This is a genomic window from Photorhabdus bodei, from assembly GCF_003287735.1.
GTDB lineage: Bacteria > Pseudomonadota > Gammaproteobacteria > Enterobacterales > Enterobacteriaceae > Photorhabdus > Photorhabdus kayaii.
Window position 1 is genome coordinate 58962 of record NZ_NSCM01000014.1, and the last position, 18642, is coordinate 77603.

Annotated in this window: 3 protein-coding genes; all 3 read right to left on the reverse strand. The window is 50.0% G+C overall.

What is annotated here, in order from left to right; genetic code table 11:
* Window positions 1–47 precede the first annotated feature (47 nt).
* Window positions 48–7202: a phototemtide A non-ribosomal peptide synthetase PttC gene (pttC, locus tag CKY02_RS11120; protein ID WP_112895331.1), complete on the reverse strand. Its 7155-nt coding sequence runs from the start codon at window positions 7200–7202 to the stop codon at window positions 48–50.
* A complete protein-coding gene (pttB, locus tag CKY02_RS11125; RefSeq protein ID WP_112895332.1) occupies window positions 7184–18058 on the reverse strand; it encodes a phototemtide A non-ribosomal peptide synthetase PttB in 10875 nt (3624 codons plus the stop codon). The genes pttC and pttB overlap by 19 nt, the downstream gene beginning before the upstream one ends.
* A gap of 12 nt (window positions 18059–18070) precedes the next feature.
* The coding region (locus CKY02_RS11130) for an IS630 family transposase (RefSeq protein ID WP_112895333.1) at window positions 18071–18642 on the reverse strand (572 nt) is incomplete at its 5' end.

The following is an 18642-nucleotide window of genomic DNA, read 5'->3' on the forward strand; positions in this document are numbered from 1 at the left end:
AGTATTTCTACAGAGTTATATGTAATGTTACTCTTTGTCGGAAAACCTTACTCAACCCTGATGCCTGTAAGAATACCGAATAGTTGTTGAAGTATTGGCCCAATCTCTTTAAGCGGGCCTTCACTTAACATACTATCGTGGGAACAATTAATATCATGCAAGGTGATGCTTCCTTCAACATACTCCCCCCATAAGTGCGGATCGTAGTTAACATTATCGGCTTCGCTATGGCCTTGTAGTGCCCTAAAGAATATGAGATCACCTTGGAACCGGCTCGGTGAAAACTCGCTGAGCAAATTCGGTGCATCTCGGAACTCGGCAAGAATACGTTCGAAAATATTCTGATCGAGGCTTGCTAATGGATGCTCGATCTCAGACAGCTGTTTTTTCAAGCCAGCCACGCTAAGCTGCTGCTCGTTTTCAGGTGCCGAACCGGTAAATGCCTCAAACATTGCACGCAGGCTTTCCCGATCGGTGCGTACCATGTCTCTGTAAGTCTTCCACAACGGATAACCATCCATAAAGATCAGGACATTGACCGCTTTATTATCCTTTTGCAGCAAGGTGGCTATTTCATGCGCGAGATGGCAACCGAAAGACCAGCCCAGCAATGAATAAGGCCCCTCTGGCTGGATCTTATAAATCTCTGCCAGATAATTTTTCGCCATGTCATAAATTGATGGTGGTACAAGGCCGGTGCTCAACCTGCGAGCCTGAATGCCATAAAGAGGCTGCTGCTCGCCCAGATACGGGATCAACCCCGCATAAGACCAGCTCAATCCTCCCCCAGGGTGTAAACAGAACAGCGGCGTTTTTTCGCCAGCTGGCTGCAATGGCAGCATGACGTCCAGCATATTGCCACACGAGTTGCTTTCAAGACGCCGCGCCAGCAGTGCAACGGTGGGCGATTCAAACAGGTCACGAATAGTTAGCTTCTCATCCAATTCTTTTTCGATACGCACAACCAACCGTGCTGCCAGCAGTGAATGCCCTCCCAGTGCGAAGAAGTTGTCATCAATACTGATGTGTCCAATACTCAATAACTCGCAGAACTGCGCGTAAAGCCATTTCTCACTTTCAGTCTGTGGTTGGCGGCCTTGCCGCGAACCGAAGTTCGGGTGTGGCAACGCGGCAACATCCAACTTGCCGTTGGCGTTTAATGGTAGTTCTGCCAGCAGCATGACCACAGCAGGCACCATAAAATCAGGTAAATGTTCACGCGCATGCTGTTGCAGCAACACCGGTAGATCTTCGTGGCTTGCAAAGGGCACCACATAGGCGACCAATTGTTTATTGCCTGAATGATCCTCACGCGGAATGACCGCCGCTTGCTGCACGGCGGTGTGCTGCTTCAGCACGACTTCGATTTCCCCCAGTTCAATACGGAAACCACGAATTTTCACCTGCTGATCGCGACGGCCAACAAAGTTGAGCACGCCATCACGCCGCCATTTCACCACGTCCCCGGTGCGGTACATGCGGCTGCCCGCAGGCCCGAAGGGATCGGCGATAAAGTGTGCCGCGCTTTGCCCCGGGCGCTTAAGATAGCCACGCGCCAGGCCGCGGCCGGCAATGTATAGTTCCCCTGGCGCACCAACTGGCACCGGCTGTAAAAATTCATCTAATACATAGAGGCTGGTGTTATCCAACGCAGCGCCAATAGGGACGTCCAGATAAGGGGCATCTGTTTTGGCGATGGGGTAATCCGTGGCGTAGGTGGTGGTTTCCGTTGGGCCATAGATATTCATCAATTCAAGATTGGGCCAATGTTCCCGCACCGCCTGCACCGCACTGGCGGATATCTTTTCACCACCAGTGAATACTTTCTGCAAAGAACCCAGGCATTGCGGATGTTCTTCCGCAATCAGCCTGAATAACCCTGATGTCAGAAATGCGGCGGTTACCTGTTGCTCAACGATGGTCGATGTCAACAGATTCAGATCGAGATCGTCGCCCGGTACGATGACGACCTGATGGCCATTAATCAAAGTGGCCCACAGCTCATAGGTTGAGGCATCAAATGCGTAGGAAGAATGCAACAGAACGCGCTGGTGATGCTCGCTACGCCAGCGCCGATCGAGAGTCAGGGTAATGACGTTATCTTGCGTGGTGGCGATCCCTTTGGGCTGCCCCGTAGAACCTGAGGTAAACATCACGTAGGCCAGATTCTGGGCGCTTACCGGCTCGCTGGCCCACGCAACATTGTTCTGGGTACTGGCGTTGCCTACGGTTTCCACCTGTAAACTGGCCGGCAAAACTACGTGGCTATGTGCATCATCCACCAACGCAACCTGCACCCCGACTTCATCCACTATATGCTGCCAGCGTTCCAATGGATCGCTGGTACGCAGCGGCACATAGAACCCTCCGGCCTTAATTACCGCCAATATGGCGATCGCGAGCGGCAGCGAGCGCTCCATCAGCAATGCAACACCATGTTCCGCTTTCACGCCAAGCTGTTGCAGGCGTTGTGCCAAATCATTTGCGCGCGCGTTCAGTTGTGCATAGGTAAGTTGCTTATCGCCACAACTCAGAGCAATGTGCTCTGGTGCCGCCGCCACCTGTTTTTCAAACAGGCTGGCCAACGACACCAACGGCACTTTCTGTTCCGTGGCATTCCACTCGGTTACCATTTTGCATCGCTGCTCGGCTGTTAACAGTGGAATATTCGCCACTGGTGTGTCTGGTTCTTCCGCAATGAACGACAGCAATCGAACAAGGTATTGCGCGAGCGCCGTCACCGTATCGCGATCAAACAGATCGACGGCATACTCAATCTGGGCATTGAGTGCACACACCTCGCCATCATCGCTATAGACTTCATCAAAATTGAACGTCAGATCGAATTTGGCAGGGGCAAAACCAACCGGCTGCGGCTTTGCCTGCAAATTGGCAAATTGTTGGGTGTTGTCGCCGTTATTTTGCAATACCAACATTACCTGGAACAGCGGATGCCGTGAAGCAGAACGCTCAGGGTTAAGCGCTTCTACCACCCAATCAAAAGGCACATCCTGATTTGCATAGGCAGAAAGCATGAACTCACGCACGCTGGCAAGCAACTGATTAAATTCAGGGTTACCCGCGCAATTTACTCTCAGCACCAGCGTATTGACAAAGAAACCAATCAAATTGGCCATGGCCTCGTCGACTCGCCCAGCAACGCCTGTGCCCAACGTAATATCATCGCCAGCCCCCATCCGACTAAGCATGACGGCAACCCCGGTTTGCAGCAACATAAATGGCGTTACGCCCTCATCACGCGCCAGTTTTTTCAGGCGGCCATAAAGCGCTTGGTCAATCGCATAGCTGACCCGGGCACCTTGTTGACTCGGTACGGATGAACGCAGGCGATCGGTAGGTAGACAAGTTTCCTGAGGCGATCCTGCCAGCACGCTACGCCAGAATTCAATTTGCTGTGCGCCGCGTGTGGAGGCATCCTGCGCATCCCCCAATAGTTGACGCTGCCATAGCGCGTAGTCGGCGTATTGCACGGTTAGTGGCGCCCACTTCGCTTCCCGGCCCTCGCAGCGCACCTGATAGGCCAAAGACAGATCGTGCAGCATTGGCCCTAACGAACCGCCGTCACAGGCAATGTGGTGAATGACCAGCAGCAACACATGTTCGTTCTGGTCCGGTAAGTGGAACAGCCACCCACGCAGCGGCAAATCATTTACCAGATCGAACTGCCAAGCGGCGGCCTTGTCGATGCTTTCCGACAGCTCCTCCGGCGTCACATTGTCGATGATCAAAGACGGCACCACGCTATCAGGCGCTAAAATATGCTGATAAGGCTGATCAAGATGCAGAGGATATAGCGTGCGCAGAACCTCATGGCGCTGTACCAGATCGCCCAATGCCTGGCGCAATGCTTCATCATTGAGCGGCCCATTCAGCTTCAGAGCAAGCGGCATATTATACGCGGCATGATCGTTGCCAATGTTATCCAACAGCCACATTCGCTGCTGGGCAAAGGAAAGGGGTAAATATTTCTCACGAGCCTGGCACGTGAGCGTTTCACGGCGTTGAGTACCCTTTATCGCCAACTGCTCGGCAAACTGCGCCACGGTTGGGTAATCAAACAGTGTGCGGATCGGCAATTCAATGGCTAATGCGCTAGATACACGGCTAATCAGGCGCATCACTAACAGCGAGTGGCCGCCCAACGCAAAGAAGTTGTCGTCCATGCCTACCGTTTCCAGCCCCAGCACCTCAGCAAACAACCCTGCCAGAATTTCTTCCTGTGCCGTGCGCGGCTGGCGCCGTCTGCCGCCATGGTTGAAATCTGGCGCCGGTAATGCGCGTTTATCCAGTTTCCCATTGACCGTCAAAGGGAAACGCTCAATTTGAAGAATGGCCGCAGGCACCATATAGTCAGGGAGTTTTGCCGCCACGCGGTGGTACAGTGCCGCCATGTCAATAGCAGCGTCACTGTCGCTGGTGATATACCCCACCAATTGTGGATTGCCAGGCTGATCTTTACGCATCAGCACCACGGCTTGGGTGACCTGCGGGTCATCCGCCAGAGCCGCTTCAATTTCCCCCAACTCAATGCGGAAACCACGTAGTTTCACCTGCTGATCGGCTCGGCCTATATAAATCAGCCCACCTTCGGGCGATCTAAAGGCCAAATCGCCCGAACGGTACATACGGGAACCCGGTTCACCATACGGGTCGGCGACAAAGCGTTCGGCGCTTAACCCCGCGCGGTTCAAGTAGCCGCGCGCCAGCCCGGCGCCAGCAATGTACATTTCCCCTTCAACACCCGTAGGAACGTGGCGTAAAGCGTTATCCAACACATAGATACGCAGATCGGCGATCCCAACGCCAATCGGGCTGCCGGATTGGCTGCGCATCATTGCCGGGGTCAGCGCCTGATAGCTGACGTGCACGGTGGTTTCGGTAATGCCATACATGTTGATTAATTCAGGCACTGCCGAATCGTGGCGTTGGTACCAACGTTCAAGCTGGCTAAGATCCAGAGCTTCCCCACCGAATACCACTTTGCGCAGCGCCAGTGGATATTTCTTCTCGCGATCGTTTTGATCCGCTTCTATCAATTGATAGAAGGCAGAGGGCGTCTGGTTTAATACCGTGACTTTCTCTTCACTCAGTAGCTTGAGGAATGCTTGAGGATCGCGGCTCACCATAAACGGTACGATGACCAGCCGGCCACCATATAACAATGGTCCCCAGATTTCCCACACTGAAAAATCAAAAGAATACGAATGGAACAGGGTCCAAACGTCATTACGGCCAAAATCGAACCACGATTGCGTTGCTGTAAAGAGCCGTAACACGTTTTCGTGCGGGATCAGCCCCCCTTTCGGGTTCCCTGTAGAGCCTGAGGTGTAAATGATGTAGGCCAGGCTTGCCGTACTAACCGGGCGTAAAAGTTCATCGGGTTGAAGATCCCGTTTGCTGAACGGCGCCAGGCGCTGCTGATATTCAGGCATATCAACTACCAAATCAGGCGTGGAGCCGTTTAACATGCCGGCATTTTCTGCGTTGGTGATGATAAGCATCGGTTTGGCATCAGACACGATAAAACCAAGCCGTTCGGCAGGGTTATGGAGATCCAGCGGTAGATATGCAGCACCGGCTTTTAATACGGCTAACAGCGCAATCAGTGTCTCCATCGAACGTGGCAACGCCAATGCCACGACATCCTCAGTGCCAATGCCGCGGTTCACCAGATAACGAGCCAACTGATTGGCCCGCTGATTAAGTTCGCCATAGCTCAGGCGATCGTTGCCCAGGCTCAGCGCAATCGCATCCGGCGTTTCGTACGCGCGTTTTTCAAACATTCCGTGGAGCGTATCGGCTGGCAATGATGCCAGCACAGGGTAAGGTTGAACCATGGCCTGAACTTCTTGCGCCAGCAGCAACGGTACGCTGCCAATAATCGTCTGCGGATCGTCAATGATGGCATGCAGTATCAGCATGAAGCGCTCGGCCAGATTTGCCACCGTTTGATCATCAAACAGGTCTGGCAATGAGCTGAAACGCAGGGCTAGCATTTCACCCGGAACCGCCACCAACCCAAGCGGGTAATGTGAGGCATCCCCGCCATGGTGCACCGCTAGCGAGATGTTCAGCGCGGTATCAGATTGCTCACTGCTGCCTTCCATGAGCGGGTAGTTCTCGAACACCATCAAGGTATCAAACAGCTCACCGTAACCCGCATCTGCCTGGATAGTCGTCAGGTCAAGATATTGGTAATCAAGCAGCCGGGTTTGCTCTGCCTGTAGGCGTTGCAAAAGTGTAGTAAACGTCTCCGCCAGGCTGAACGTCAGGCGTAATGGCACGGTATTGATTAGCAACCCAACGATGCTTTCCACGCCGGACAATTCACCTGATCGGCCAGAAACCGTGACGCCGAACACCACATCGCTGCACCCCGTCATCCCCCCCAGCAACACACCCCATGCGGCCTGGATCAGTGTATTTACCGTCACGCCAAGCTGTTTGGCGCGTAAGTTCAGTCTCTGGGTGTATGCCGCATCCAGATACTTATGCAACAGATTCGGTTGCAGATTTTCCGTGGTGCGTCCTTTTGCCAGGCAAGTTGGTGCCGCCAGGCCACTGAGCGTTTCGCGCCATACGGCACGCATTTCGTCAACATCACGCGCCGCAATCCATTGCAGATAGTTGCGATAAGGGGTGATCGGCGGCAAGGTGCTGCCTTGCACATCACCCAGATACAAAGTGCATAACTCTTGCAGCAGGATAGGAATTGACCAGCCATCCAACAACAGGTGATGGTTGGTAAAGACCAGATAATGCTGCTGTGCCGTCAGTTTGACCAGGGTGAATCGCAGCAACGGTGGATCGTGCGGATCAAAGCGCTCATCATAATCGGTCTGTAACAACGCTGCGAATGCTGGCTGTTGCTGCTCTGGTGGTAGATGGCTCACATCCACCTCACGCCACGGCAACGGTAGCCCCGCCAAGATCAGTTGCACCGGCGTTTCTACGTCTTCGTACTCAAACCCCGCACACAGGTGCGGGTGACGTTGCAGTAAGGTTGTAACGGCCTGTTTCAGCTTTTGGCTATCTAAAACTCCAGCAAGCTGGAAAACCTGCTGCACCTGATACGCATCGCTGCCTTGGGTATCGTACAACATATGAAACAACAGACCTTTCTGTAATGGCGATAACGGTAGTATCTCTTTAATTTCCATATTTATTTTTTCTTCTTCCACTTGGCTTGAAGTTTTTCCAAGCTATTCTGTTTAAGCGATAACATCGTGATGTCCGATGGTGTGAATCCCCCCGCGTCAGGCACCGTAGAAAGCTGCGATATTGCTTTTAGCCAACGGAACCAATGGTTACCCAACACGCTAATACTCTTTTCCGTGTGCAGCGCTCTGGCCCATGACCAGTTGGAAACCAGAACCGGCCCTTCCGATCGCTCTTCTACCAACGCATTGAGTGAAAGCGCATGAGGGAGCGCAAAATTGTCATCAGCCGTTGTATCCAGCAGATTCGCCTCTGCGGCCACCTGCCAGTCACGATCGCCACCCGCAGCCATGCGGCCCAGATAGTTGAAGCCAATCTGGGCCTGCTGCTGCTGTGACAAGATTGGCCGTGTTTGCGAATTCAGATAGCGTAGCAACCCATATCCAAGGCCGTTCGCAGGCACTTGGCGTAGCTGCTCTTTAATGCGTTTTAGCGCATGACCTAATGAATAAGGGTCTGCCATCTGCGTAGCGCCCGGTTCGAGCCGCACAGGATACATGCTGGTGAACCAGCCGACGGTGCGCGACAGCTCCGTACCGGGAAATTCTTCACGCCCGTGCCCTTCAAGATCCAGTAGGACATCCGTCTGTGAAGTTTTCCGCCAGTCATTAACGGCCAGAGCAAAGGCGCAGAGCAACACGTCGTTGATACCGGCATGGAAGAGAGCCGGTATCGTCCCCAACAACGGTTGGGTAAACGCCGCCGGTAACTCAAGCCGCAATGAATCGCTGCCCGCAACGGTGTCTTGCGCCCCGTCTAGCAGGCGGGAAGTCAGCAACGTATCCGGCTTCTCCAGCACTGTTAGCCAGTGATTCAGTTCGTTACGCCGCGCATTGGCCTCTTGCTGCAATTGATACGCCCACGCACGGAAAGAGGTACCCACCGGCAACGTATCCGGCGTTTTCCCCGCGCTTAAGGCTGCCCAAATGTTTTGCAAATCCGGCGCTAAAATACGCCAAGAGACACCGTCCACCACCAAGTGGTGAAGCACCAACATTAGCCGGCCAAGCTGTCCGGCGGATGCGCGGAACCAAACCGCCTGTAGCATTTTGCCCGCCGCCGGATCGAGGCGCTGTTTTGCGCGTTGGCTTTCTGCCTTGATGCAGCGTTGTAGTTCCACCAGCGTGAACGCCTGGCAATCCACAATGCTCAATGCGCCATCCACGATGTCTGCCGTCATTGGCGGAATGGTCAGCAGGACATCACCGCTTGTGGAGCGATTCGCCACCAGGCGCAAGGCATCGTGCCGCTCTAACAGCAGGGTCAGCATCTGCCTGAGTTGTTTCTCATCCAGATGTTCCGGCGTTTGTAGCAACGTTGCCTGGCTGAACCCGTTGATGTTGCCGGGGTTTTCCATCAACCAATGGATAATTGGCGTAGCGGGTAATTCACCTACCGCGCCAACCCGCGTTTCAGCAACCGTGGAAATGTTCGCCTGCATTTTTCTGGCCAGGGAGGCAACAGTTTTGTGCTCAAAGACCTGGCGTGGTGTGAATATCCAACCAGCCTGGCGCACACGCGCGACCAGCTGTATCGCAGTGATACTATCGCCCCCCATTTCGAAGAAGCTACTGTCAATATCAATCTGTTCCAGGCCCAATAAATCGGCAAAGAGCGTGCAAAGCAGTTGCTCTTGCGTATTGCGCGGGCCACGGTGATGAGGCTGATGGAAATCAGGCTGCGGCAATGCGCGTCGATCGACTTTACCATTCGGCGTAACCGGAATCGCCGGCAGCATGACGATAGCCACAGGTACCATATATTCCGGCAGGTGGCTACGCAGATATTCGCGTAGTTCTGCGGTATTAACATCCCCTTCATTCGCCACAGCGTAAGCAACTAGTTGGCAAAGCCCCGGCTTATCTTCACGCACGATCACCGTGGCCTGGCTCAGTTGAGGACACTTCAGCAGCAGGGATTCAATTTCACCCAGCTCAATACGGAAACCCCTGATCTTGACCTGATGATCCACACGCCCAGTAAACATTAGCTCACCGTTGGTTTGCCAATAGGCAACATCTCCGGTGCGATACATTCGGCTACCTGCCGCGCCAAACGGGTTCGCCACAAAGCGTTCCGCCGTTAAATCCGGGCGCCGTACGTAGCCACGGGCCAAACTTTCACCTGCGATATAGAGCTCGCCTTTTACCCCTGGCGCGACTGGTTGCAAATGCTCATCCAGGACATAGACCTGCATGTTAACGATCGGCGTGCCGATAGGCGGCGCTTTTCCAGCCACCAACGGTTGGCTCATGGTGGCGCAGACCGTGGATTCACTTGGCCCGTAGGCATTGATTATCCGGCACCCCTGACTCCAATAGTCGATCAGCTCCGGCTGGCAGGCTTCGCCCGCCACCACCAACGTTTCCAACGCAGGCAATGGCTTACGCGGCATAACCGCCAATCCCACCGGTGGCAACGTGGCATGTGTCACACCCTGGGCCAGCATCAGTTCATACAGAGGCTCCCCCGGCGACAACGTATCACGGCCTGCAACGACCAGCGCCGCACCGCTTAACAGCCCCATACTGATATCCCAGAACGAGGCATCGAAGCTCGGCGAAGCAAACTGCAACACGCGGCTTTGCGGCGTGACATGTAATCGCTCGACCATGCTGGCAACCAGGTTACTGATACCCCGATGCGTCACCAGAACACCTTTCGGCAAACCGGTAGAACCAGAGGTATAGATAATGTAGGCCGCATTATTGATGTTCAACTTCCTCGGCAAAGTGATGCTTTCTACTTGCTGCCGGGACAATTGCGTATGCAGCGCCGGTTGGTCAATCTGCAAGCGGGAATATTGCGCCCCCAGTTTTTGCACGAACGCAGAATCCGTGATGACCAGCTCAGGCTGAGAGTGTTCCAACATATAATTCAGTCGTTCCTGAGGATAATCAGGATCAAGCGGTAAATATGCAGCGCCAGTTTTCAGCGTAGCAATCAGCGCGACAATCAGATTAACCGAGTGCGGTAGTGCGATAGCAACGATGTTTTCTGTGCCAACGCCCCTTTCCATCATCAGATTCGCCAACCGGTTAGCCCGTTGATCCAACTGGCTATAGGTCAGCCGTTCGCTTTCCCCCAGCAGGGCAGGTGCATCCGGTGTTGCTTTGGCAAGGGTTTCGAATTGTTCTGCAAACGTCTTGGCCGGCAATTGCCGGGCGGTGTTATTCCATTCGTTGACAATCTGCTGGCGTTCACACGCGCTAAATATATCTAACAAATTGATATTTAAGCATTTATTTATACTGATGGCCGCCAGAATATTAGCAAAATAGCCCGCCAGGCGCTCAGCGGTTTTGCCGTCAAACAAGTCGGTAGCATATTCAACGATGCCGTTTAATGAGGTTGGCGTTTCTTCAAAGTTGAAGGTCAAATCAAACTTCGCCACCGGTAGCAGCGGTGTACCAACGCGGGTGTTCAGTCCATCAAAATGGACCTCGCCACGGGCGTTGTTTTGCAATACCAACATTACCTGGAACAGCGGATGGCGCGCCAAGGAACGTTCTGGGTTCAGCGTTTCCACCAAGTTTTCAAACGACAGATCCTGATGTTCATACGCCTGCAATGCGCTATCGCGCACGCGCGCCAGCAATTGATCAAAGGTTGGATTCCCAGAAACATCGGTGCGCAACACCAATGTATTGGTGAAAAAACCGATTAGAGGTTCTAGCGCTTCATCGGTACGGCCAGCAATAGACACGCCCAGTGGAATGTCATGGCCAGCACCTAACCGGCTCAGCAACACCGCCAAGGCCGCCTGCAACAGCATAAACAGGCTCGCATTCTGCTGCCTTGCTACACCAAGCAAGCGTGCATAGACCTTTGGATCAACCTCAAAACGCCATTGCCCGCCTTGGTAGCTTGAGCTTTGTGGCCGTGGCCTGTCAGTTGGCAACTGCAACTCTTCCGGCAGTCCATGCAGCACTTCGCACCAATACGCCAACTGGTGGCTTTGCCGGCTGCCCGTATCACGGGAATCGCCCAGCAGCTCGTGTTGCCACAGGGTGTAATCGGCATACTGCACCTGTAGTGGCGTCCAGTTCGGCGCTTGACCCTGCAACCGAGCATGATACGCCAGCGCCAGATCGCGCAGCAGAGGAGCAAGTGATGCCCCATCACTGGCGATATGGTGCATCAGGAATAAAAGCACATGATGATTCGGTTCAGCATGGAACAGCCAGGCCCGGCAGGGGTTTTCATTTGCTAAATCAAAGATATATTCTGATGCTGCCAGCACCTCTTCATCTAAATTCTCAGCGAGGGCGCGGTGCAGCGTCAGTTCGCACCGTGCGTCTTCCCCGCAGGCAATCTGTTGATAAACGTTACCATCCGACAGCTCCTGAAAGCGTGTACGCAGGCTTTCATGGCGCGCCACCACATCATTCAACGCTGCTGCCATGGCAGGAACGCTCAATTCCCCCTGCAACTCCAACGTCAACGGCATGTTGTAGAGGGATTTACCCCCTTCAATGCGGTCAACCATCCATAGCCGGCGCTGGGCCGCAGACAACGGCAAGCGTTCTGGCCTTGGTTTCACCTGTAACGCTGGGCGCAGTGTGCTCCCTTGCCCCAGGCGCTGCACAAACTGCGCTACCGTTGGTGCTTCAAACAGATCTCGGATGCTGGGGTTCGCCTTTAGCACTTTGCGGATACGGCTAACAAGACGCGATGCCAACAGGGAATGACCACCCAGATCGAAGAAATTATCGTCGATGCCAACCTGGGACAAACCGAGGACCTCGGCAAACAAGTGGCACAGTTTGCTTTCCTGCTCATTGCGGGCGGTTCGCCCGTGGACAATGTTGAATTCTGGAACGGGTAACACGCGCATATCGACTTTCCCGTTGGCAGTCAGCGGGAATCTCTCTACTACGCTCACGACTGCCGGTACCATAAAGTCAGGCAACCGGGCGCTCAACGTTTGTCGCAGCAATGTTGGTTCACACTGTCCGGTTTCTTTGGCAATGACATACGCGGCCAGTTGTTTATTTCCTTTTTGCGGTTCGAAAATGCACACAAGCGCCTGAGCAACACCTTCCTGCTCCCGCAATGCCGCCTCTATCTCGGCCAGCTCAATGCGGAAACCGCGTATTTTGACCTGCTGATCGCCACGGTTTAGGTACTCCAGAACCCCTTCCTGCCGCCAACGAACCCAGTCGCCAGAACGGTACATGCGATCGCCACTGCTGCCGAAAGGATTGGCGATAAAATGTGATGCCGTCAGGCCGGGCTGGTTAAGGTAGCCGTGCGCAAGCCCAGTACCGGCGATATACAACTCGCCAGAAACGCCGACAGGCACGGGTTGCAAGTAGGTATCAAGCACATACACTTGCATATTGTCCAACGGCGTACCAATAGGCACCGAAGCGCTATCCGGTACGCTATACATAGCATAGGTTGTTGCAAAGGTAGTGGTTTCGGTTGGCCCGTAGCCGTTCATCATTACCAGCCCAGGGCAGCGCCGCATAACAATTTCGATAGCGGATTTTGGCAATACATCGCCACCGGCGAGTAACAGGCGCACATTGGCCAGAGAAGAGGCGTGGTTTTCCACCATCAGCCGTAACAGGCCAGCTGTTAGCCACAGGGCGGTTATTTTTTCATTGGCGATGGTCTGCGCCAACACATCGATATCCAGCTCACCTTTTGGCACCACCACTAATTGCCCACCGCACAATAGCGGCACCCAAAACTCGTAGGTCGAGGCATCAAACGCAGCGGGGGAATGCAGCAGCACACGCTGATGATCTTCTGGCAACCAGCGGCGATCGCAGGCTAGCGCTATAACGCTTTCTTGGTTTACCGCAATGCCTTTAGGTTTACCGGTCGACCCAGAGGTATACATAATGTAAGCAAGACTGGAAGGTCCGGCGTTGGTTGCCGGGTTGATTTCTGGCCAGCGTTTCCCAGCAGAATCGGCCACATTACGTATCACAAAGCGCGCCGTTGGCAGGTGGTGATCGACATCAGTAATCAATACCGCTGCACCTGCATCATCCAGCATCATTTGCTGCCGTTCCAGAGGATCACTGGTGCGCAATGGCAGATAGGCCGCACCAGCCTTGATCACCGCCAACGTGGCAATGACCTGATCGATCGAATGCGCCATGAGCAACCCGGCGCAAAACACTTCCGCCCCGGTGAGTTCGCGTAACCGGTGTGCAAGGCGATTGGCCGCGCTGTTCAACTGGGCATAGGTTAACGTTTTGCTGCCTTCGCTAACAGCGATAGCGTTTGGTGAACGGGCAGCCTGCTGTTCAAACAGCACACCCAACGACAAGTTCGGCAATTCTACGAGCGTATTGTTCCAAGTTTTGAGCAGTTGTTGACGTTCAAACGTATTTAATAGGCAAATTTCACTAATTTTTTCAGTGGGCCTGTTTGCCATAATGTTCAATACACTGAATAAGCGGTCTACAAATCCCGCAACGGTTTGCGCATCGTAAAGGTCCGTCGCAAATTCAATATGTCCTCTTAAAAGACCTTGTTGTACATCCTCTTTGAAAACAAACAGGAGATCGAACTTTGCCGTTTTAGTTAATACCTCCTGTTGCTCAATACGTAACGGCAAAAAGATATTGCCCAATGAAAATTCCTCTTCCAGCACCATCATGACTTGAAATAATGGATGCTTAGACGCGGAACGATGTGGGGTTAAAAGCTCGACAACTTGCTCAAAAGGCAAATCCTGATGCATATAAGCATCAAGTACTGTTTTACGAACCTGTGCTATCAGGGAGACAAAATCAGGATTACCAGAAAGGTTGGTACGTAATACCAATGTATTGGAAAAAAGGCCAATTAATGGCATTTGGGCTTCATCTGTACGACCTAAAACGGGAGTGCCTACCGATATATCATCACCGGCCCCCATTTGATGAAGCAGCACAGCAAGAGCCGTTTTTAGAACCATGAACAGACTGGCTTCCGCTTGTAAAGCCAAGAGTTTTAGACCCTGATATATATCCGGAGGAACTGAGAATTTATAGCAATCACCTTTGCTACTTAGCTTCGTGGGCCTAGGTTGCACACTAGCTATTGTTACCTCTTCTGGTAATAACGCTAGCTGGTTACACCAGTAATGTGTTTGTTTCGCATACAAACCTACCGATTTTTGCTCATCAGATAGTAATATATGTTGCCATAATGTGTAATCTGCATATTGCACTGGCAAAGGCGGCAGTGAAGAATTTTCTCCTTTCAAGTGAGCCTGATAGTAATGACCCAAATCATGTAGTAGGGGTGAGATAGAGCCACCATCTCCCGCAGTGTGATGGATTAATAGCAAGAATATATGCTGCTCGGGTTTTATCCGATACAACCAAGCTTTAATAGGAAATTCTTTATCAAGCCTGAAGATATAACCAGCCTGCCGAGTTAACTCTTTTGTAATTTGAGACTCATCCAACTCGTGAACATGCAATGAGAACGAGATTTCTTCCATCGATACAATATATTGGCATGGTATATCATCCTGTAGGGTCAGATAAGTACGCAAACTTTCGTGTCGTTTCACTACATCAGACAGCGCTGCTGAAAGTGCGAAGGTATCCAATTCACCGTAGATGCGTAATGCCATAGGCATATTATATGCACTACTCTCATTAATCTGTTCCTGTAACCACAGACGTTGCTGGGCAAATGACATTGGCAAGATATTTGGTCGCGGCTGGGGAGTCAGTTTTTCTCGTAGAGAATATTTTTTGTCTGTGTCAGCGATAACCCTGGAAAGCTCTTTAACCGTTGGAGATTCAAAAATAGCTTTTAGCGGTAATTCAATATCTAACTGAGTGCGTACATGAGTAAGTAACTGGATTGCTAGTAAAGAATTTCCACCAAGCTTGAAGAAGCTATCATTAATACCTATCGACTCAAATCCCAAAACCTCCTCAAAGATTTTGCATAAGATTTTTTCCTGGGATGATTCCGGTAAAACTCGCTCATCTGGCTTGAATATTGGTGCTAGCAAGGCGTGGCGATCTATTTTACCATTCGGCATCAGTGGAAAACTATCCACTATCATAATAACTGCCGGCAGCATATAGTCAGGTAGATGTTTTTTCAGCCATTTATTTAATTCTTCCGACGAGCAAGAATTGGGTTTGTGCAAAACAACATAGGCTACCAAATATTTGTTGCTGACACTTTCTTTTCCGTACGCAATGACTAGTGCATTCTTTATTAGTGATGATTTCAGGAAGGTATTTTCAATTTCTCCCAACTCAATTCGATAACCACGAATTTTTACTTGATTATCGACACGCCCCAAGAAATTGACATTCATGTCACTTCCCCAGCAAGCCAGATCGCCGGTACGATACATACGCTGCCCTGCGGTTCCAAAGGGATTTGCAACAAATCGCTCGCTGGTCATAGTAGGGAGGTCTAAATAGCCGAGAGCCAATCCATCACCTGCTATATATAGTTCTCCGGGATATCCTACAGGCACAGGCTGAAGAGCCGTATCAAGGATATAGATCTGCGTATTTAGTATTGGTAAACCAATAGAATTTGGCTGCACAGACTTTGCCGTCAATTCATGTAAAGTAGACCAAATGGTGGTTTCAGTAGGACCATAAACTTGAATGACTCTATGTGCTAGAGACACCATACGTTCAGCCAGGTTCGTAGGCAACGAATCACCACCAACGATTGCGGTGAGGTTACTCAATGAGTTCGGCTGATACTCAACCAATCCTTGCCACAAAGCTGGCGTGCCTTGCAAATGAGTTATTTTATTTCGGACAATTTCCGATGCCAGTAGATTAGGGTCTCGTGTAGTGTCACGAGACGCTAACGCTATTGAAGCTCCATTAACTAATGGTAAGAATATTTCCAAACCTGCGATGTCAAAACCAATCGTTGTAACAGCAAGTATTCGGTTGTCAGGTTTTATTTGCAGTGACATTTGCATTGCGTACAGAAAATTAGTAAGCGAATGGTGTGTAATCACTACTCCCTTAGGATTCCCTGTCGATCCTGATGTAAACAAGATATACGCAGCTTGATTAGCCGTAGTGACTACTCTAATAGGGTTGTGAATTGATTGAGAGTCAACTAATAAGGAGATATTGATATCATCTAATTGTGTCTGAAGAGCATCTAAACAAAAGTTAAAATTAACATTAATTGACGTCAATACCAGTTTCGGCTTTGCAGTTTCAATAATATATTTCAAACGTTCTTCAGGATAATCAGGATCTAACGGTATATATGTTGCACCTATCTTCGATATAGCTAACAATGCTACAATTAAATCAACGGTCCGGGGTAATAATAACGCTATGGTGTCATTAGGGAGAAAATGTTGACTTAATAAATAATGACCTAGCTTATTTGATTTTGCATTGAGTTGAGCGTAAGTTAAAGAAATGCCACCAAAATATAACGCTGATTTATTTGGAAATTTTCTTACCTGATCTTCAAAACAATCAGCAAGTGTTAACGAAGGGATTGGTGCCAGAATTTTATTATTAATAATCTCTAAATTTCTATATTCATTATCATTTAGCAATAACAACGAACCAATAATAGCATCTTGATTTGTTAACAAATCATAAAAAATTTTCAACATCCGAGAAGCATGTTCAGACAACTGTTCTGGAGAATACAGCTCACTATTTGCATCAAATCCAAGGGTCAGAGGAACTTCTTTATTATAATCAAAGAAAAAAATATTGAGATCCGAAACAGGTCCATTTGCAATATTGCAAGGTAGTATTTTACTTTGATGAAAATACCCACCATTATCAAATCTTTCAACGTTTATACTTATTCGATATAATGATTCACCACTATTAGTTATTTTTAAATCACGGCACAGATCTTCATATCTATATTTTTGATGACGTAAGACCGTCATGACTTGTTTCGCCACTCTGGCTAAAACCATCTTCAAGTTCAAATCTGGCGATAGTATCAATCGCATTGGAAGTATATTTGCCATCAATCCTGGTATAATACGTTCTTTCCTTCCAAGCCTTCCTGTTACTGGTAAACCGACTATGACTTCAGAAAGCCCCGTCATGCGATGCAAATAAACGCAAGTTATAGCAATAAGCAAGTTAGGTAATGTGCAATTCATTTCTTTTGCTTTTTTATGCAGTAGGTCAGTTAATTCATAACCCAAACTCACACGATGACGTATTATAGTTCTTAAAGGAGGGGCTATTCTATTCGCCAAGCTAGCAGGGGCAGGAATATCAGCAAATAGATTTAACCAGTAATCACGGTCACAAATAAATCTGGAAGAATTACGATAATCAATATCACCATCAATAAGCTCCTTAAATTTACCGAATGGGGACGGAGAAGAACCCTCAATAAAATAAGCGTTATATAAACTTATGACACGTTGAATAATGAGTGATGCTCCCAAACCATCCATAGCTATATGATGATAACAGTGGAAATACAAAAATTTATTTTCTGCTATTTTTATTAGTAATATTTCGAATGGAAGCTCCTCACAAATATCAAAAGGTTGCTCCGTTGTTACCAATAAGAAATTTTTAGCTTTCTGGAGTGCAATTTCCTCTCGAAAATCGCTGTAATCAATAATTTTTGGTTCATAGTTATTTATAGAGAAAAACTTCTGTTTAATACAATTATCAAATTTATAAAAACGAGAGTGTAAAGCCTCAGCTTCTTCTACTGTTTTTCTAACCGCCTCAGAAAAATATTCGACATTTATATCACCATCAATTATAAAATATTCGCTTATATTATTTATTGACTTATTTTCTATAATTTCGTTGAATGACCAAATTCCAAACTGCGCAGATGTTAAATTATAATATCCATCCTTATTCATATATATACCCGTTTAACTTGAAGATGCAGGATTCAGAACCTGGAAGTTGTCATTAATACGGCACGACAGATTCCCGGCAAGTTCCGGTAATATTTCCGTAAAAAAGCGATGTATTGCCTGCCTGAACAAAGTCGTCGAGGCGAAATAATGGTTATTTCTGACCTGTTCATTCATCACCTTCCACAGCCTTTCTATCGGGTTCAGATTCGGGCTGTATGGCGGTAAGTAATGAAGGTCGATATTCATCACATAAGCCCAGTCTTTCACCAGTTCACTCCGGTGGTAACCGGCTCCGTCAAGGATAATATGAACCTTCTGACTGACCGGATAGGTTTCACGCAGGGCAATGAAGAACTCGGCGATGTGATAACTGTCGATACGGTCATATTCGCGTACCCCCGTTTTACTGATATCGGCCAGATTCAGGGCACCCATCAGGTTCAGACGGGTACGGCTTCCCGTGGTTTTCACCGCGGTTTTCTGGCCTTTGCGCATCCAGCCATAAGCGAGTTTCGTCCCCTGCGTGGGATGGACGCCATCAATGAACAGGATGGGCTCTTGGTCTCCGGCTTCCTGCTTCAGTT